This is a genomic window from Ollibium composti, from assembly GCF_004801285.1.
Classification (GTDB): Bacteria; Pseudomonadota; Alphaproteobacteria; order Rhizobiales; family Rhizobiaceae; genus Mesorhizobium; species Mesorhizobium composti.
Genome location: NZ_SSNY01000010.1, coordinates 57,177 through 75,724, shown reverse-complemented (window position 1 = coordinate 75,724; position 18,548 = coordinate 57,177). Strand labels below are relative to the sequence as shown.

At 66.6% G+C, this 18,548-nt stretch carries 18 protein-coding genes; 8 read left to right on the top strand and 10 right to left on the bottom strand.

Translation table 11 applies throughout. From position 1 onward, the window contains the following. Positions 1–6: 6 nt before the first annotated feature. Complete coding sequence (locus tag E6C48_RS16735; protein ID WP_136359287.1) at positions 7–1,029, top strand: type II secretion system F family protein; 1,023 nt, start codon at positions 7–9, stop codon at positions 1,027–1,029. Between the two features lie 123 nt (positions 1,030–1,152). Here E6C48_RS16735 and E6C48_RS16730 read toward each other — a convergent pair whose 3' ends face one another. Next, the gene (locus E6C48_RS16730; RefSeq protein ID WP_136359285.1) at positions 1,153–1,980 is read right to left on the bottom strand and encodes a tetratricopeptide repeat protein; all 828 of its coding nucleotides are present in this window, start codon (positions 1,978–1,980) and stop codon (positions 1,153–1,155) included. Positions 1,981–2,111: 131 nt separating this feature from the next. Here E6C48_RS16730 and E6C48_RS16725 point away from each other — a divergent pair, with 131 nt between their 5' ends. The 3 genes from E6C48_RS16725 to E6C48_RS16715 are packed head-to-tail and all read left to right on the top strand — an operon-like array spanning position 2,112 to position 4,768. Then, entirely contained in the window at positions 2,112–3,470 is a 1,359-nt protein-coding gene (locus E6C48_RS16725) for a leucyl aminopeptidase family protein (RefSeq protein ID WP_136359283.1), read from the top strand. A 47-nt stretch (positions 3,471–3,517) separates the two neighbouring features. Then, on the top strand, positions 3,518–3,868 hold the full coding sequence (locus E6C48_RS16720) for a MarR family winged helix-turn-helix transcriptional regulator (RefSeq protein ID WP_136359281.1): 351 nt from the start codon (positions 3,518–3,520) through the stop codon (positions 3,866–3,868). Between the two features lie 39 nt (positions 3,869–3,907). After that, complete coding sequence (locus tag E6C48_RS16715; protein ID WP_136359279.1) at positions 3,908–4,768, top strand: C40 family peptidase; 861 nt, start codon at positions 3,908–3,910, stop codon at positions 4,766–4,768. 708 nt (positions 4,769–5,476) lie between these two features. Here E6C48_RS16715 and moaB read toward each other — a convergent pair. From moaB to E6C48_RS16680, 7 genes are all read right to left on the bottom strand, one after another. Continuing rightward, a complete protein-coding gene (moaB, locus tag E6C48_RS16710; protein ID WP_136359277.1) occupies positions 5,477–6,013 on the bottom strand; it encodes a molybdenum cofactor biosynthesis protein B in 537 nt (178 codons plus the stop codon). 3 nt (positions 6,014–6,016) lie between these two features. After that, positions 6,017–6,937, bottom strand: coding sequence for a 4-(cytidine 5'-diphospho)-2-C-methyl-D-erythritol kinase (locus E6C48_RS16705; protein WP_230978812.1), 921 nt, complete (start codon positions 6,935–6,937; stop codon positions 6,017–6,019). Positions 6,938–6,958: 21 nt separating this feature from the next. Continuing rightward, complete coding sequence (locus E6C48_RS16700; RefSeq protein WP_136359275.1) at positions 6,959–7,144, bottom strand: hypothetical protein; 186 nt, start codon at positions 7,142–7,144, stop codon at positions 6,959–6,961. Between the two features lie 78 nt (positions 7,145–7,222). Next, positions 7,223–8,080 (bottom strand): S49 family peptidase, encoded by an 858-nt coding sequence (locus E6C48_RS16695; RefSeq protein ID WP_136359273.1) that lies wholly within the window; start codon positions 8,078–8,080, stop codon positions 7,223–7,225. Between the two features lie 73 nt (positions 8,081–8,153). Then, on the bottom strand, positions 8,154–8,939 hold the full coding sequence (locus E6C48_RS16690; protein WP_136359272.1) for a tRNA1(Val) (adenine(37)-N6)-methyltransferase: 786 nt from the start codon (positions 8,937–8,939) through the stop codon (positions 8,154–8,156). A 10-nt stretch (positions 8,940–8,949) separates the two neighbouring features. Beyond that, positions 8,950–9,174 carry a putative signal transducing protein gene (locus E6C48_RS16685; RefSeq protein ID WP_136359270.1) on the bottom strand — a complete coding sequence of 75 codons (225 nt, stop codon included), beginning with the start codon at positions 9,172–9,174 and terminating at the stop codon, positions 8,950–8,952. A 52-nt stretch (positions 9,175–9,226) separates the two neighbouring features. Next, a complete protein-coding gene (locus E6C48_RS16680; protein ID WP_136359268.1) occupies positions 9,227–10,870 on the bottom strand; it encodes an alpha/beta hydrolase in 1,644 nt (547 codons plus the stop codon). A 196-nt stretch (positions 10,871–11,066) separates the two neighbouring features. Between E6C48_RS16680 and E6C48_RS16675 the strand changes: the two genes are divergently transcribed. Both E6C48_RS16675 and E6C48_RS16670 read left to right on the top strand, forming a co-directional pair. After that, the gene (locus E6C48_RS16675; RefSeq protein WP_136359266.1) at positions 11,067–12,083 is read left to right on the top strand and encodes a polyprenyl synthetase family protein; all 1,017 of its coding nucleotides are present in this window, start codon (positions 11,067–11,069) and stop codon (positions 12,081–12,083) included. Between the two features lie 167 nt (positions 12,084–12,250). Further along, entirely contained in the window at positions 12,251–14,029 is a 1,779-nt protein-coding gene (locus E6C48_RS16670; RefSeq protein ID WP_136359263.1) for a tetratricopeptide repeat protein, read from the top strand. Positions 14,030–14,223: 194 nt separating this feature from the next. Here E6C48_RS16670 and E6C48_RS16665 read toward each other — a convergent pair whose 3' ends face one another. Then, a complete protein-coding gene (locus E6C48_RS16665; protein WP_136359261.1) occupies positions 14,224–14,685 on the bottom strand; it encodes a GNAT family N-acetyltransferase in 462 nt (153 codons plus the stop codon). 185 nt (positions 14,686–14,870) lie between these two features. On the opposite strand from E6C48_RS16665, the gene E6C48_RS16660 reads away from it, so the two are divergent. Then, complete coding sequence (locus E6C48_RS16660) at positions 14,871–15,782, top strand: glycine--tRNA ligase subunit alpha (RefSeq protein ID WP_136359428.1); 912 nt, start codon at positions 14,871–14,873, stop codon at positions 15,780–15,782. 11 nt (positions 15,783–15,793) lie between these two features. Here the strand turns inward: E6C48_RS16660 and E6C48_RS16655 are convergent, their stop codons facing one another. Beyond that, the gene (locus E6C48_RS16655) at positions 15,794–16,018 is read right to left on the bottom strand and encodes a hypothetical protein (protein WP_136359259.1); all 225 of its coding nucleotides are present in this window, start codon (positions 16,016–16,018) and stop codon (positions 15,794–15,796) included. 188 nt (positions 16,019–16,206) lie between these two features. Between E6C48_RS16655 and glyS the strand changes: the two genes are divergently transcribed. Then, entirely contained in the window at positions 16,207–18,534 is a 2,328-nt protein-coding gene (gene glyS, locus E6C48_RS16650) for a glycine--tRNA ligase subunit beta (protein WP_136359257.1), read from the top strand. The last annotated feature ends 14 nt before the right edge of the window (positions 18,535–18,548 follow it).

Genomic DNA, 18,548 nt, shown 5'->3' with positions numbered 1-18,548 from the left:
GCAGCGATGGGCGTCGTCAAAACCCTTACCGATCCTTCCTTCCTCATCGCGCTGCTGGTCGGCATCGCCGTCTTCGCCACCGTCTTCACGCTGGTTCCGGCCTTCGGCGGCAACCCGCTCAAATCCCGCATGAAGTCGGTCGCGCTGGAGCGCGAGGAACTGCGCGCCAAGCAGCGGGCCCGTCTGGCGGCCGAGGCCGACCGCCGCCGCAAGGGCCTGCGCGAGGAACAGTCGCTGGGCATGCGCACCATCGTTGAGCGGCTGGACCTGAAGCGCGCGCTGGCCGACGAAGGGACCATGCAGAAGCTGAAGATGGCCGGCTTCCGCGGTCAGAATCCGCTGACGAAGTTCCTGTTCTTCCGCCTGGTCCTGCCGTTCGTCGGCCTTGCCTTGGCGGTGGTCTATGTTTTCGTGCTGGACGGCCTGCCCGAGCAGTCGACCTTCGTGAAGATCTTCATCTGCGTTCTGGCCGCCTATGCGGGTTTCTACGCGCCGGTGTTTTATGTCTCCAATCTGGTGACCAAGCGCAAGCAGTCGATCCAGCGCGCCTGGCCCGATGCGCTCGACCTGATGCTGATCTGCGTGGAATCGGGCATGTCGACGGAGGCGGCCCTGCGCAAGGTGGCCGACGAGATCGGCTCCCAGTCGGTGGCGCTGGCCGAGGAGTTCGTGCTGACCAATGCCGAACTGTCCTACCTGCAGGAGCGCCGCCAGGCCTACGAGAACCTCGCCGCGCGCACCGGGCTGGAAACGGTCAAGTCCGTCAGCCAGGCTCTTATCCAGGCGGAGCGCTACGGTACGCCCGTCGCCCACGCGCTGCGCGTGCTGGCTTCCGAGAGCCGCGACATGCGCATGAACGAGGCGGAGAAGAAGGCTGCCGCCCTGCCGCCGAAGCTCACCGTGCCGATGATCCTGTTCTTCCTGCCGGTGCTGTTCGCCGTCATCCTCGGCCCGGCCGGCATCCAGATCAGCGAGCAGGGCGGCCTTTTTGGCCCCGCGCACGCGTCGACGCAGGACAGCTCGAAATAGGGCAGGGGTGGCCGTGCCCTTCCGGGCAAGGCGCAGACGGCGACCAAACAAAAACCCGGCTGTTCGGCCGGGTTTTCCATTCGTCGATCGTGCCGGGTGGCCGCCGGCGGGCCGGCGGATCGGTCAGTTGGTGTTGGTTTCGGCGCCGCCGCCCTTGTCTTCTTTCTTGAGCTGGTTCCAGGCGTTCTGCTGCGACAGCATCTTGCGCAGGTAGGCGACGTTGGCGGCGGCCTGATCCGGCGGCAGTTCCTGCGAGGCGATCTTCTCGGCCTCGTCGAAGCGGCCCTGCAGGCCGACCACCAGCGCCAGGTTCTGGCGCACGCGGCTGTCGGCGCTGGGCTGCTGGGCGGCCGAGCGCAGATAGGTTTCGGCCATGCGCAGGTCGCCGCCGAGCAGATAGGACATGCCGAGATTGGACAGCACCGACGGTTCGTTCGGCTTGAGTTCGAGCGCCTTGCGGTAGCGTTCGCGCGCCTGGTCCTTCTGGCCGAGCTGGTCGAGGATGGCGCCTTCGGCCGAAACCAGCTTCCAGTCCGGGTATTCGGGCGTCTGCGCCCGGCGCACGGCGTCCAGCGCCGGCTGGAGCTGGCCGTTGGCGGCGAGCGCTTTGCCGTAGGCCGCCAGCACGTCGCGATCCTTGGGATAGGCGATGGCGAGCTTGCGCATGACGGCCAGCGACTGGTCGGCGTCGCCGTTCATCTGCAATACGGTAGCGTATTTGATCGCCAGTCCCTTGTCGTTGGGATTGCTCGCATAGGACCGGCCGAGCGCTACCGAGGCGCTTTGCAGTTCGCCGGCCGACATCGTTTCCACCGCCTTGCCGCGCGAGGGGCCGATCGAACCCGTACTCATCCGGTCGGTGCCGCAGCCCGCCAGTCCGGCCGCCATGACCAGCGCCAGCGCCGTCGCTGCGAAGCGGGCCTTGCCCCTCGTGCCGGCATGTCTCGACATGGAATCAGGCCTCCGTTGCACAAAGGCTCCCGTCGAAAGGTGCCTTCCCCAGCCGAGAAATATTCTGTTAACCCTAACGCTTGGTTAAGAAGCGCGAGTCGGCGTCCGTCCGGCTCGGCACTGGAGTGCCCATGCCCGTCGAGATCGTCTCCCGCAAATCGAAAAAGTCCTTGCCGGTCTATCTGGTGCGGCCCGGAGAGCTGGAAGCGGCCGGCTTGCCGCCGTCCGCGACCGCCTGGGCGAAGGCCGCGGGCTTTTCCGGCGACGCGGGCCGCGCATTGCTGGTGCCGGGCGAAAACGGCGCATTGGCCGGCGCCCTGTTCGGGCACGGAGACGGCATGCTGGCGCTCGGCGCGCTGGCGCGTACCCTGCCGGAAGGCGACTGGCATTTCGCAGCACAGCCGGCCGACCCGGACCTTGCCGCGCTGGCCTTGCAACTCGGCGGCTACGTCTTCACCCGCTACGGCAAGAAGCCGGGCAGGGAGCTGCGCTTCGCCTTGCCGGAAGGCGCCGACGCCGCCCGGGTGGAGCGGCTCGCCGCCGGCACCATGCTGGCGCGCGACCTCGTCAACACGCCGACCAGCGACATGGGGCCGGAGGCGCTGGAAAAGGCCGTGCGCGGCCTCGCCCGCGCCCACAAGGCGACGGTTTCCGTCGTCAAGGGCGACGACCTGTTGAAGAAGAACTTCCCGATGATCCACGCCGTCGGCCGCGCTTCGGCCGAGGCGCCGCGCCTGATCGACCTCGCCTGGGGGCCGAAAGGCGCGCCGAAGGTGACGCTGGTCGGCAAGGGCGTGTGCTTCGACACCGGCGGCCTCGACATCAAGCCGGCATCCGGCATGCTCTTGATGAAGAAGGACATGGGCGGCGCGGCCAACGTGCTGGGGCTCGCCTCGATGATCATGGCCTCGGGCCTGAAGGTGCGGCTGCGCGTGTTGATCCCGGCGGTGGAAAACTCCATCTCGGCCAACGCCTTCCGCCCCGGCGACGTGCTGACGAGCCGCAAGGGAGTGACCGTGGAAATCGGCAACACCGACGCCGAGGGCCGTCTGGTGCTCGCCGACGCGCTGGCGCTGGCCGACGAGGAAACGCCCGACCTTCTGATCGACATGGCGACGCTCACCGGCGCCGCGCGCGTCGCGCTCGGACCGGATCTCGTGCCCTTCTACACCCACGACGATACGCTTGCCGGCGATCTGGCGGCCGCGTCGCACGCGGTCGAGGACCCACTCTGGCGCATGCCGCTGTGGAGGCCCTACGAGGCGAAGCTGTCCTCCAAGGTGGCCGACATGAACAACGTCACGGCCGACGCCTTCGCCGGCTCGGTGACGGCGGCGCTCTTCCTCGGCCGCTTCGTGGCGAAGGCCAGAAGCTGGGCGCATTTCGACATCTTCGCATGGAACCCCGCCGACCGGCCACATGGCCTTGCCGGCGGCGAGGCGCAGGCGATCCGCGCGCTGGAGAAGGTGATTTCGAGCCGGTTCGGCTGATCTCCATCTGAAACGCATCCGAAACGATTTGCCGCCACAATGCCGGCATGGCGATCACCATGCGACCGTCCCAGGCGATGCGGCTCTGGCAGCAGGTTCTGCTGGCCGAGGTGCGCGACGACGCGCCCGACCTGACGCAGCGCCAGATGGCGATCCTGCTCACCATCTACCTCGACCCGCCGCCGCACACGATTCGCGCGCTGGCGGCGCGGCTTGGCGTCACCAAGCCGGTCATCACCCGCGCGCTCGATACGATGGGAACGCTGAAGCTGGTGTCGCGCCACCGCGACGAGCTTGACCGCCGCAATGTGCTGGTCAAACGCACGGTGGAAGGTGCGCTCTATGTCGAGCGGCTCGGCGATGCTATCGTTGCCAAGGCACTCGACCTGCCGATCTGATGGTTGGCCCTGTTACTGGCCCTGATACTGGATTGAATCTTGACCGTTCGCGACCGCCGCCTGCACGCCTTCCGCTCCGATCTCGCCGACAAGCGCCTTGAGGGCGAGGTGGAAGCCGCACGCTTCGTCACCGGGCGACCGGCGCGCATTGCGGTGCCCGTCGCCGACGTGCGCCGCGAGCCGCGCCCCGATAGCGGCATCGACACCCAGTTCCTGTTCGGCGACGACGTGACGGTGTTCGACGAGGCCGCCGACTTCGCCTGGGTGCAGGGCGCGCGCGACGGCTATGTCGGCTATGTCGCGGCCTCGGCGCTCGCCGGCCGCGATCATGCGCCGACGCATCTGGTCTCGGTGCCGCGCACCTTCCTTTATCCCGGTCCGGACCTGCGTTTCCCGCGCGGGGAGGCCCTCTCCATGGGTTCGGCGCTGACGGTGACCGGCACGGCCGAGACGCGCGGCACGACCTATGCGCTGCTGCCGTCCGGTGAGGCGGTGATCGTCGGCCATCTCGCGCGCATCGGCGAGAATGCGGCCGATTATGTCACGGTGGCCGAGCAGTTCGAGAATACGCCCTATCTATGGGGCGGCGTCTCCGGTTTCGGCATCGACTGCTCAGGTCTCGTCCAGCTTGCCATGCGCATGACAGGGCGCGACGTGCTGCGCGATTCCGACATGCAGGCGAACGGGCTGGGCGAACCGCTCGATCCCGGCGCCGACTATTCCGGCCTGCGGCGCGGCGACCTCGTCTTCTGGAAGGGCCACGTCGCCGTCATGCTTGACGCCGACATCATGATCCACGCCAACGGCCACACCATGCAGGTCTCGCGCGAGGGCCTGCGCGAAGCGGTTCAGCGCATCGGCTACCTCTACGGCGGCCCGACGGGGTTCCGGCGACCGTAAGAGCTGGCACCTGTCTGCCGGCGGGCAGGCTAAAGCGGTGCGAACGCTGTGCGCTTGTAGTTCCGGAAGCTGAGCGGAGCGCAGTGGCGAAGTTCTCCTCTCCCCGCAGATGGTACGGCTGCTGCATATGGCGCAGACCCCCACCCCTAACCCCTCCCCGCAAGGGGGAGGGGGACTTTGCGGCACCGCTATAGCGCGCCAATCTTGCCGATTTCGGCTGAAACGGCGGCGTCAGCGTCCCCCTCCCCCTTGCGGGGAGGGGTTAGGGGTGGGGGTACTGCACCACATGCGACAACTCCTCCGTCGCGGAGAAAGGAGCGCCTTCGCCGCGTCTCTTTCCGCAAAAAACTTCCCGAAATCTATCCCCGTCCTTTCCACCCGCTCCATACTGCCCGCCATCTCCTGTGCGGGAACGCGGGTCGCGAACCGGGCGCTTGTGGCAGGAGACGGTGCCGGGCTGGTCGTCTACGGTAGGCGGCTGGGCGATGAACCCCCAAGTCCGGGCCTCGACCGAGCCAGCGGGCCGCCCGAAAGGCGGCAGCGACCCTCGGGGAGGCAAGACACCGGCGGGCGCGGGATGCCGCGCCATTATTTAACTTAGCAGACACGGCCCCCGCGCCCGCTTCCCGACCTTGTTCGCAAGGTCCGTTCTTTGACAATGGCCAGACTGCGAGAGCAGGGCGTGGCGACGATGAAGTGCGCCGATATTCAGCTCCCGCCGCGCCGCAGGTGCTCGTCCAGCCTCGGCATGATCTCGACGAAGTTGCATGGCATATGGCGGTAGTCGAGCTGCGCCTTCAGGATGCCGTCCCAGGCGTCGCGGCAGGCGCCGGGCGAGCCGGGCAGCACGAAGACGAAGGTGGCGTTGACGACGCCGCCGGTGGCGCGCGACTGGATCGTCGAGGTGCCGATCTTGTCGAAGGAGATGCGGTGGAAGACTTCCGAGAAGCCGTCCATGCGCTTCTCGAAGATCGGTTCCAGTGCTTCCGGCGTCACGTCGCGGCCGGTGAAGCCGGTGCCGCCGGTGGTGATGACGACATCCACGCCCTCGTCCTTCGACCAGGCCAGAACCTTGGCGCGGATCTTTTCGCGATCGTCGGTGACGATGGCGCGGTCGGCAAGCAGGTGCCCGGCTTCAGCGATGCGGTCTACAATCGTCTGCCCGGACTTGTCGTCGGCCAGCGTGCGCGTGTCGGAAACGGTGAGCACGGCGATGCGGACGGGGATGAAGGGTCGGTCGGACACGGTTCACGCCTCTTCGCTTCGACCCGGCGAGGGCATGCCGCGCGTCGCCGCCACGAACCAGCCGGGGTGCTTGGCCCTGATGGCCAGGGCTGCGCGCTTGGCGACGTTGCCCGTCTCGAACAGGCCGAAGCATGTGGCGCCGGAACCGGACATGCGCGAGAAGCCGGAGCCGGCCTTGTCCAGTGCCGCGATCGCGTGGCCGATAGCCGGCTGGATTTCGCGCGCGGCGGGTTCGAGGTCGTTGCGCGTGGTTTCCAGCCAGTTCCGCAGCGAATGGAAATCGATCGCGCCGGGCAGGGGAGGCAGGCTTTCGCCGTCGCGCCGGGTCAGCCGGGCGAACACCTCGGGCGTCGCCACGGCAACGTCCGGATTGACCAGCACCAGCGCGAGCGTCGGGAAATCCGCCACCGGCTCGACGATCTCGCCGATGCCTTTGGCGACCAGTGGCCGGGCGGTCAGGCACATCGGCACGTCCGCGCCGAGACCGGCGCCAATGTCGGCAAGGGCGCGGTCGTCCAGCTTGCTGCCCCACAGCCGGTTCAGCGAGCGCAGCGCGGCGGCCGCGTCGCTCGATCCTCCGCCGATGCCGGAAGCGACGGGCAGGTTCTTTTCAAGCCGGATGGTGACGGGGGCAAGCGCCTGTCGCGCCGGTTCCGGCAGGGCCTGCCGCAACGCTTCACGGGCGCGGAGGACGAGATTATCGGCGCCGGCGTCAAGCTGGTCGGCGAACGGGCCGTCGATGGCAAAGCCGTCCTCTGCCGCCGGCTCGACATGCAGCCGGTCGCCGAAGCGGGTGAAGACAACGAGGCTTTCGAGCAGGTGAAAACCGTCGGCGCGCCGGCCGGTCACATGCAGCGCGAGATTGAGCTTTGCCGGCGCCAGCTCGGTGACGGCCGGATCGGTGGGAGGAAGCGCGATGTCCACGGTGTGCGGTCGGCCGAAGGCTCAGTCCTTGGCCAGCCGGTATTCGCCCGTCTTGGGGTCCTGCACCAGCGTGCCCATAGCGCCGTTGGCTTGCTGCTTCTCGGCGCGGCGGACCTTGGCGGTCACCCGTTGGGCCTCGCGCACGAACGACCGGTAGCCGACATAGGCGGCGATGCCGACGATGGTGAACAGGATGAGTTGCGGCATGTCGATGCTCCTGCCTCAGGGGCGGTTACGCGGCCAGCAATGCGATTTTCGCCCATGCTAGACCTTTCATGCGGCTTTTCAAAGGCCGTAACGGCTCCACAGGGCGCGCTGCTCCGCCGCATCCGCCAGGCCGCCGGCAGCTGCCGCCGCGATGTCGGCTGGTTCCGCCTTCGAGCCGAACAGGCCGAAGCGGGAAAACAGGCCGCGCGGCTGGCTGATCAGCTTGAGGCGGGTCTTGGCGCCATAGCACTGCTTCAGCACGCCACGCATGTCGCCCAGCGTGTCGACCAGCCCGAGGTCGAGGCCGCGCTTGCCGGTCCAGAACAGGCCGGTGAACAGGTCCGGATCGTCCTTCAGCTTCGGCCCGCGCCGTTCCTTGACCATGTCGATGAAGGTTTCATGCACCTCCAGTTGCAGCGCCTTCAGCCGCTCGACATCTTCCTTCTTCTCCGGCCTGAACGGATCGAGCACGGATTTGTTCTGCCCGGCGGTGTGGACGCGCCGCTCGACGCCGATCTTCTTCAACAGTTCGGGGAAACCGAAGGACGCCGACACCACGCCGATCGAGCCGACGATGGAGGAGGGATCGGCGATGATCTCGTCGCCGGCGAGCGCGATCATGTAGCCGCCGGAGGCCGCTACGTCCTCGACGAAGACCAGCACACGCTTGTTCTTTTCCGTCGCCAGGTCGCGGATGCGCTTGTAGATCAGCCGCGACTGTACCGGCGAACCGCCGGGCGAATTGATGGCAATCGCCACCGCCGGTGCCTCGAAGGCGAAGGCCTTTTCGATCAGTCCGGCCGTGGTGGCGAGCGACAGGCCCGGCCGAAACTGGCTGCCGCCGGCCATGATCGCGCCCTGCAGGCGGATGACGGGGATGGTGACGGCGTCGGAACGCCAGGATTTCGGCAGCAGACGGTTGATGAGACGGCGCAAGGTGTTCTCCGGCAATGGCTGAAAGCATGTAGGCATTTGCCGCGCGGCGGCAATATCCAATATCAAAGAGGCGTCAATCGCCGAAAAGCGAGGCAAGTCCGTTGTTGATGGCGTCGGCGCGGGCCGAGAAGCGGTCGGAACCGGACTCATGCAGCACCAGCGGCGGTTTGAGCGACAGTTTTGCCCGCGAGCCGCGCCAGGCGCGCAAGACGATGCGGATAGCGGCGGCGTCGGCACGCGGATGGATGGCGAGGATCTCGGCGCCGCCGAAGCGGCCCGAGACGGCGGCAACCAACTCCGCCAGCTGTTCGGGCCGGGCGATGACGGCAAGGCCGCCGCGCGGTTTCACGACAGCGGCGGCGCTGCGCACCCAGCGCTCGAACAGGGCGTCTTCCATGACATGCGCGGCCCGCTTCAGCGCGTCCGGCGTGGCGCGGTCGGCGCCGGCGTTGAAGGGCGGGTTCATGACGACGAAATCGAAGCCGTTGTCGGCGAGGCCTGCTGCCCCCCGCGCCCGCCCGGTTAGAGTCACGTCGGCTTGCAGGACCGAGGCGCGGCCCTGCAAGGCGGCGTTGCCGGGATGCGCCAGCGTCGCCTCGGCGAAGGCGGCCATCTCGGGCGAGCGCTCGACCAGCACCGCCTCGGCCGCCGCGCAGCGCGACAGCACGGCCAGGCCGGCGGCTCCGGCGCCGGCGCCGAAATCGGCCAGCCGTCCGGCAAAGGCAGAAGGCACGCTTGCGGCCAGCATCATGGCGTCCATGCCGGCGCGGTGGCCGCTTGCGGCAGGCTGGACAAGGAAGAAGCGTCCGCGATGGAAGGCGTCGACTGTCTGCGCCGTCCCGGCGGGGAGTGCGTTCATGGCCGAGGACTCACGGAACGCGCATCTCGTGGGCGATGCCGGCGTCGGTGAGGATGCGGCGCGCCTCGTCCGCCCGGTCCTTTTCGACCAGGATGCGGCGTGGCAGGACGCCGATCGAACCGTCAAGCACGCTCATGTTCTGGTCGGCCACCAGGAAGCCGATGCCGGCGTCGCGCATCAGCGCTTCGACGAAGGAGATGATGACGACGTCGTTGGTGCGGACAAGTTCGATCATGGCGCGAAATTCGCAGCTTGGGACGGCGATGTAAATGACGGTCGCATCGGCCTCACTTCCCGGCGAAATGCGCCTTCAGCCTCGCTATGTCTTGCGGCGTCCATTGCAGTCCCATCACCGCGACCCAGGCGTCGATATAGTGCTCGGGCGCATAGACGTGGCCGTGCCCCATCGGCGTGGTGGTGGCGAAGGCGAGATCGACCAGCGATTGCAGGAAGGAGACGATCGGATACCAGCGCAACTGGTCCGACACGTCTGGGCCGCGCGGCCGGGTCATCCATTCGGGCGCCCGGTAGAAGGAATAGGGATCGAAGAAGGTGACCGAATCGCTGGCATATTGCAGGTAGACGACGCGCAGCGGCCCCCATTGCGCGCCCGGAATGTCGAGCACGTTCTTCTGGCTGGTGAAGCGCACATAGGAGCCGTCGCGGAAGCGCGGCAGCCAGAACGGCGTGCCGGCGTTGCGGCGCTCGGTGATCGAGCGCCAGATGCGGCTGGCGAAGGGCGGGCCGGCCCACAGCGCGCCCTGATAGGGATCGCCCAGCACCTCGAACAGCTCGTTCGACAGTTCGGAATTCATCGCCCCGAGGCTGAGGCCGTAGAGATAGAGCCTGGGCCGATGATCCTTCGGCAGCGTGGTCCAGTAGTCGTAGACTTCGTGGAAAAGCGCGCGGGAGGCGTCGCTGCCGTAACCGGGCTCGACCAGCAGCGACAGCCAGCTTGCCAGGTAGGAATACTGGATGGCGACGCTGGCGACGTCGCCGCCTTCCAGATAGTCGAGCGTGTCGGCGGCAGCCGGATCGACCCAGCCTGTGCCGGTCGGCGTGATGATGACCAGCGTGGATTTCTCGAAAGCACCGACACGCTTCAATTCCTCCAGCGCCAGCCTTGCGCGCTCGGCGGGCGTTTCGGCGGACCCCAGCCCGACATAGACGCGGATCGGCTCTTGGGCGTCGCGGCCGAGGAAGCCGCTGATATCCTGCGCCGACGGCCTGCTGGAGATGAAATCGCGGCCGGCGCGGCCGAGCCCCTCCCATGTGAGCAGCGAAGCCGCACTGCCGGTCTTCTGTGGGTCGGTGGGAGGGTTGGTCCCGTCCTCGATCAACTCGTCCATGGCGCGATAGGACGAATCGGCGACGTGCAGCGCGTAGCGCAGCAAGACGCCGTTCGCGACGCCGACGAAGAGGATCGCCGCAACCGCGCTGCCGACGACAGCGGCGATGCGGCGCGGCACGAACGGGCGAAGCCTTCGCGACGTCATGCGCCCGGTCAGCCGGAACAGGCGCGCCAGGCCAAGCAGCACCACGAAGACGACAAGCGCGATGAGGCCGACCTGGAACGGGCGCACGCTGTCCACCGGCTCCATGCCCATCAGGCTGCGGATGGAATTCTGCCAGGCGGAGGCCTGCCACAGGAAGGCCAGCGCGATGGCGGCGCAGGCGGCGGCCGCAACCTGCTTGGCGATGCGCGCGCCGCGCGCTTGCGGCAGCGGCAGTTCCAGCCAGGTCCACAACCATTGGCCGAACACGCCGATGCCATAGCCGGCGCTGAAGGCGATGCCGGAAAGGACGCCCTGGACCGTGAAGTCGCGCGGGATCAGCGACGGCGTCAGCGAAGCGGCGAAGAACAGCGTGCCGGCAAGCAGCCCGGCCAGCGACAGGGTCCGCCAGAACCGCTCGATCCAGTCTCTCGTCATCGGCACCTTTCCTGATCGCTCCGGGGTCGGACGGACGTTGCGATCCTCGCCACAGTAGCCATGCCGGCGCTTCGGGCAAGGGCGCCGTCGCAGCCTGTGATCCGCGCCAATTCGCCCCTTGCCGGGCATGCGGGCGCCGCCTAGACTCCTTGCGGTTCGAAAGAACGCGGGCGAACAGCGGGACGCGGAGTTTTTAGTGGGTGTCGTAGTCAACCTCGAGGACGGAAAGCGGGAAGCCGCCTCCATCAAGCACCTGATCGACCTGACGGCGGCCGACATGGCGCGCGTCAACGAACTGATCCTGTCGAAGGCCGGTTCGGACGTCGAGATGATCCCGCAGGTCGCCAACCACCTGATTTCCTCGGGCGGCAAGCGCCTGCGCCCGATGGTGACGCTCGCCGCCGCGCAGATGTTCGGCTATTCCGGCGACGGCCATGTCAAGCTCGCCATGGCGGTCGAGTTCATGCACACCGCCACGCTCCTGCACGACGACGTCGTGGACGAAAGCGGTATGCGCCGTGGCAAGAAGACGGCCCGCATGATCTGGGGCAACCAGGCCAGCGTGCTGGTCGGCGACTATCTGCTCGGTCAGGCCTTCCGCGTCATGGTCGACGTCGGCTCGCTCGACGCGCTGGACATCCTGTCGAGCGCCGCTTCGGTGATCGCCGAGGGCGAGGTCATGCAGTTGGCCGCCGCCAAGAACCTGGAGACCACCGAGGACGAGCATTTCGCCGTCATCAAGGCCAAGACCGCGGCCCTTTTCTCGGCGGCGGCGGAGGTCGGGCCAGTGATCGCGGGCGCCACGCGCACGGATCGCGCGGCGCTGCGCTCCTACGGCATGAACCTCGGTCTCGCCTTCCAGCTGATCGACGATGCGCTGGACTACGGCGGTTCCTCGAAGGACCTCGGTAAGAACGTCGGCGACGATTTCCGCGAAGGCAAGGTGACGCTGCCGGTGATTCTGGCCTACCGGCGCGGCACGGCGAGCGAGCGTGTCTTCTGGAAGAAGGCGATCGAGCAGAATTCGGCCGACGATACCGGCCTGGAGCAGGCCATCGGGCTCATGAAGCGGCACGCGGCGATAGCCGACACCATCGGGCGGGCGCGCCATTTCGGCGAGATCGCCCGCGACGCGCTGGCGCCGCTGGAGGCGACGCCGCAGAAATCGGCGCTGATCGACGTCATCGATTTCTGCATCAGCCGGGTTTCGTGAGCGATGCGGCGGCATCGTGGTTTGCGCTTTGTTAATCGGGCGTCCGGATTGTAAAAATCGGGCGTGATCGAGGCGTGACCGCAAAATGGCCATGCTTCGCCCCGAAAAACGCTCGCTGGAATAGCCCTTGCCATGGCAGGGGCCGCGCCCTGTCGGAAAGGAAGACAATGCGGCATAGACGCGCTCGCTGGCTCTCGGGCCTTGCAGTCCTCGCGGTGCTGATGGCCTCCGGCCAGCCGGGCCGGGCCGAGGACAAGCCGGCCCCGCCGATCCAGATCACGTCCTTTTCGGGCGCATTCCTGGCCGCCCGCGTCGCCGAAGCCGACAACGACCTCGACAGCGCCGTCGATTATTACAAGCAGGCGCTGGCCTTCGCGCCCGACGATACGGCGCTGCAGCAGAGCCTGATGCTGACGCTGGTCGCGCAGGGCCGTTTCGAAGAGGCGCTGCCCTATGCCGACAAGCTCAAGGAAGTGCCGGACGTCGAGCGCTTCTCGCGGCTGGTGCTGGCCGTCGATTCGTTCAAGAAGAAGGATTACGACAAGGCGCAGTACTGGCTGAAGCTGTCGGTGGCCGCCGATATCGACAAGCTCATTACCGGCATCATGACCGGCTGGGCCAAGGAAGGAGCCGGCCAGGGCGCCGACGCCATGGCCTTCGTCGAAAAGCTCGACGGGCCGGAATGGTTCGACCTGTTTAAATCCTACCATCGCGCGCTGATCGCTGACGCCGCCGGCCTGACGGACAAGGCGGGCGAAATCTACGCCGAGACGATCAAGGACACAGCGGCCGGCAGCGCCGCGCCCGAAACCTGGATGCGTTGCGCCGAGGCTTACGTCTCGTTCCTGGCGCGCCAGGGCGACAAGGACAAGGCACTCGCCGTGCTGGATCAGGCCGAAGGGTTCGCTACCGGCAAGCCCGAGATCGTGGCCCTGCGCGAGGAGATCACCAAGGGCGGCAAGCCTGAGCCGCTGGTGGCTTCGCCGGCCGAAGGCGCGTCCGAAATCCTGCTCGACCTTGCCACCGCGCTCAACCGCGGCGGCGGCGAGCCCTTCGTGCGCCTCTATCTCGAATATGCGCTCGCCCTGAAGCCGGACAGCGACGCCGCACTGATGCAGCTTGCAGCCGTTGCCGAGCAGTTGAAGGACGGCAAGCGCGCCATCGAACTGTACCGCCGCATTCCCGCGACCTCGCCGCTCAAGGAGGTCGCCGACCTCCAGCTCGGCCTCAACCTTGCCGATATCGGCCAGAAGGACGAGGCCGTCGCGCATCTCAAGGCGCTCGTCGATGCCCATCCCGACGACATGCGCGGCTACCTGGCGCTCGGCGGCGTCTATTCGGTGAAGGAGGACTACCGCTCCGCCGCCAATCTCTATGACAAGGCGGTCGAGCGCCTGAAGACGCCGACCAAGGCGAACTGGAACATCTTCTATCAGCGCGGCATCGCTTATGAGCGGCTGAAGGAATGGCCGAAGGCCGAGCCGAACTTCCGCAAGGCGCTGGAGCTCTATCCCGACCAGCCGCAGGTGCTGAACTATCTCGGCTATTCCTGGGTCGATCAGGGCACCAACCTTAAGGAAGCCCTTGAGATGATCCAGAAGGCCGTCGATCTGAGGCCGAGCGACGGTTACATCGTCGATTCGCTCGGCTGGGCCTACTATCAGCTCGGCCGCTACGACGACGCCGTGCGCGAGATGGAGCGCGCCGTTTCGCTGAAGCCGGAGGACCCGGTGCTGAACGATCATCTGGGCGACGTCTACTGGCGCGTCGGCCGCAAGCTGGAGGCGACCTATCAGTGGCGCACCGCGCGCGACCTGAAGCCGGACCCGGACGTGCTCGCTACGATCGAACGGAAGCTGCGCGAGGGCCTGCCGGCGGTGGAAAAGAACACCGCGCAGGAAATGCAGAAGCCGAAGCCGGCCCCGACGCCCGCGCCGAAGGGGTGAGTGGCCGGTTCGCGAAGCGAATTCATCGTGCCGGTGGCACGATGGAAGGCCACGAACGCCCGGGAGTTGCCGGAGGCAGCGGGACCCGGGCCGGGCGCCGCTCCGCGTAGGGCGGCAACCTGCAAGCGCCGGCGCTTACATCCAACCGGCTCCGCTGGCACCTGTCCCCGACACGGCCCCAACGGCCCTTCAGCTCAGAACATCTTCCGATAGACCACGAAGCCGGAGTGCTCGGCGACTTTGTTGTAGAGCGCCTGCGCCGTGTGATTGGTTTCGTGCGTGAGCCAGTAAACGCGCGGCGCACCGGCGGCTGAGGCCCGTTCGTAGACGGCTTCGATCAGGGCTCGCCCTACGCCTTGGCCGCGTGTCGTCTCGTCGGTGAACAGGTCCTGCAGATAGCAGTTGGGCGCGATCGATATGGTGCTGCGATGGAAGAGGTAGTGCACGAGGCCGACCAGCCTGCCGTCCTTTTCCGCCACCAGCGCATGGACCGGCTCGTAGGCGTCGAAGAAGCGCGTCCAGGTCGTTCGCGTGATCTCGTCCGGCAGCCGGGTGTCGCCGGCGCGGCCGTAGAAGGCGTTATAGCCGTCCCAAAGCGGCAGCCAATCGTCGAAATCGGTCTGCGAGACCGGGCGGACGACGAGACGGTCGGACATCGGGCGTTTCCCAGTTGAGAACCGTCCTGGCCCTAGCCGTCGATTCGAGTGGCGGCAATGAGCCAACCGGCAGCAAAGATTTCGCCTTGGACACGTTCGCTTGACGCTTCCCGGCGTGCCCTCTAGGGAATGGCGCACCCAGCCATTGCCTTGAGGCCGTTTCCGTGACCGCCGTACCTGTCCATATGCATCCCAGCCGCTCGTTCCAGGGGCTGATCCTGACGCTGCACGACTACTGGGCGAACTACGGTTGCGTCGTGCTCCAGCCCTACGACATGGAAGTCGGCGCCGGCACCTTCCATCCGGCCACGACGCTGAGGGCGCTTGGGCCGAAGGCGTGGAACGCCGCCTACGTACAGCCGTCGCGCCGGCCGAAGGACGGGCGCTACGGCGAGAACCCCAACCGCCTGCAGCACTATTATCAGTATCAGGTGATCCTGAAGCCGAACCCGCCGAACCTGCAGGAACTCTATCTCGGTTCGCTGGAGGCGATCGGCATCGACCCGCTCCTGCACGATATCCGCTTCGTCGAGGACGACTGGGAAAGCCCGACGCTGGGCGCCTGGGGGCTCGGCTGGGAATGCTGGTGCGACGGCATGGAAGTGTCGCAGTTCACCTATTTTCAGCAGGTCTGCGGCATCGAATGCGCCCCGGTTGCGGGCGAACTGACCTACGGGCTGGAGCGCCTCGCCATGTACGTGCAGGGCGTCGACAATGTCTATGACCTGAACTTCAACGGCCGCGAGGGCGCCGACAAGGTCACCTACGGCGACGTCTTCCTGCAGGCCGAGCAGGAATATTCGCGTCATAACTTCGAGTATGCCGACACGGCGCGGCTATTCCGCCATTTCGAGGACGCCGAAAAGGAATGCCTGGCGCTGCTGGCTGCCGGCGCGCCGAAGGACGGCGGTGCGCACCGCATGGTGCTGCCTGCCTACGACCAGTGCATCAAGGCCTCGCACTGCTTCAACCTGCTCGATGCGCGCGGCGTCATCTCGGTGACCGAGCGGCAGAGCTATATCCTGCGCGTGCGCAACCTTGCCAAGGCCTGCGGCGAGGCGTTCCTGCTGACCGAGGCGGGCGATTTCGCAGCGTAATTTCAAAGGGTTCACGGGCAGGGTTCGAGCAACTCCGCGTTTGTGCCGGAATAGCCGGCCGTCATGACCTGATTGCCGGAATTGCAGAAGACGGGCGACGTCTGGTTGCCGATGATGCGCAGTGCCTGGCGCACGCCCGGCATGGTGATGGCGCCATGCACCTGGGCTGCGAGCAGGGCGCCGAGGGCGATGGTCTGGAGAATTGACGAGGCGGTCTTCATGGTCGTCTTGCCCAATAGTTTCCTGCCTGAGCGTCGCCGCTTCAGTGCGTCGTTCCTGTCGATGTGCGTTGTGCCCCTAGGACGCGCGGGCCGGACCGGAGCCGACAGGCCTGCGAAATTTTTGTCGTTCCGACCCGCAAGGGTGACAGCGGCAAGCTGAGTTGCTATGCCGCGCCGCGACAGTCCTTCGCCAAGAGCCCACCATGCCCGACCTTCTTCTTGAACTCCGCTCCGAGGAAATCCCCGCGCGCATGCAGAGGAAGGCTGCCGGCGATCTGAAGAAGATGATCACCGACGGTCTGGTCGATGCCGGCCTGACCTATGAGGCCGCCCGCGAATATTGGACGCCGCGCCGGCTGGTGCTGGACGTTCGCGGCCTGACCGCGCGCTCGAAGGATGTGCGCGACGAGATCAAGGGCCCGTCGACGAAGGCGCCCGAGCAGGCTATCCAGGGTTTTCTGCGCAAGGCCGGGTTGGCTTCGGTGGCGGAGGCCGAGATCCAGTCCGACCCGAAGAAGGGTGATTTCTATGTCGCCCACATCGTCAAGGAGGGCCGTGCGGCCGAAGAAATCATTGCCGAGTTGGTGCGCGCGGTCATCCGCGCCTTCCCCTGGCCGAAGTCGATGCGCTGGGGTGCCGCCTCGGGGCCGAAGGGCCGTTCCTACGGCGGTGTCGAGGGGCGCGGCGGCGAAGCGCTGCGCTGGGTCAGGCCACTGCAATCCATCGTCTGTACCTTCGGGCCGGAGACGGAGGAGCCTGTCGTGGTCGATTTCGAGATCGACGGCATCCGCTCCGGCAACGTCACCTTCGGCCATCGTTTCCATGCGCCGGGGGCCATCACGGTCAAGCGCTTCGACGATTACGCGGCCAAGCTGGAGGCGGCAAAGGTCGTCGTCGACGCCGAGCGACGCAAACAGAGCATTTTGGCGGACGCGAAGAATCTTGCTTTCGCCAACGGCCTCGACCTCGTCGAGGACGAGGGGCTGCTGGAGGAGGTTTCCGGACTGGTCGAATGGCCGGTCGTGCTGATGGGCGAATTCGAGAAGGATTTCCTTGGCATTCCGGCAGAGGTCATCCGGCTGACCATCCGCGCCAACCAGAAATGCTTCGTCACCCGTCCGCAGGGCGAGGCCGAAAACCTTTCCAATCGTTTCCTCGTCACGGCCAACATCGAGGCGAGCGACGGCGGCGCCGAGATCGCGCGCGGCAACGGCAAGGTGGTGCGCGCGCGCCTGTCGGACGCTCTGTATTTCTGGAAGACCGACCAGTCGGACCTGCCGGACCTCGGCGCGCTGAAGGCGTCGGCCGAAAAGTTCGATCTGGATTTGGGCAAGCCGCTCGATCAGCGCATGGCACGCCTCGATCATTTGAACGTCACCTTCCATGCCAAGCTGGGCACGCAGGGTGAACGGGTGGAGCGTATCCGCCGGTTGGCGCGCGAACTGGCGCCCGTCGTCGGCGCCGACCCGGACCTTGCCGACCGCGCCGCGACCTTGGCCAAGGCCGACTTGCAGACCGAAGTGGTGGGCGAATTTCCCGAGTTGCAAGGCGCCATGGGTCGCAAATACGCTTTGCTGCAAGGCGAAAATCCGTCCGTGGCGGCGGCACTTGAAGAACACTACAAGCCGCAAGGCCCGTCCGACCGCGTGCCGAGCGATCCGGTGTCGATCGCCGTGGCGTTGGCCGACAAGCTGGACACGCTGGCCGGCTTCTGGGCCATCGACGAGAAACCGACGGGCAGCAAGGACCCGTATGCTTTGCGCAGGGCGGCGTTGGGCGTCATTCGCCTTGCGCTTGCCGGCAGCAACAAGCTCGAATTGACGAAGCTTTTCACCTCGGCTCTGGCCTGGCACGACGAGCCGCGCATCGAGAAACAGCTCGACGCTTTCCAGAAGAAGCTCGACGCGCAGAAGTCCGGCGATGTCGACGGCGAGGAGGATCTGGACAATGCCGTGGGCGGATACGAACAGCGTGTCCGCGCGGAAGCGACCGACAAGGCGAAGCCGTTGACCGGCGACCTCCTCTCCTTCTTCCATGATCGCCTGAAGGTCTATCTCCGCGACCAGGGCGCGCGGCACGACCTGATCGATGCCGTCATCACGCCGCAATCGGACGACCTGCTCACCATCGTGCGCCGCGTCGAGGCGCTCGGAAAATTCCTCGACACCGAGGACGGCAGCAACCTGCTCGCCGGCACCAAGCGCGCCGCCAACATCCTCGCCGCCGAGGAGAAGAAGGGCACGGCCGTTGCGGTGGCCGTCGACCCGTCGCTTCTGCGCGAGGATGCCGAGAAGAAGCTTTTTGCGGCGGTGAATCAGGCTGAGAGCCAAGCCGGCGAAGTGATTCAAAAGGAAGACTTTTCCGCCGCCATGCTGGCGCTTAGCGTGTTGCGCGAACCCGTCGATTCATTCTTCGAGAAAGTTCTCGTGAACGACGAGGATCAGGCCGTGCGCGCCAACCGCCTGGCGCTGCTCGAACGCATCCGGGCGGCGACCGGTCAGGTCGCCGATTTCTCCAAGATCGCCGGATAACAACGGACGAGAAG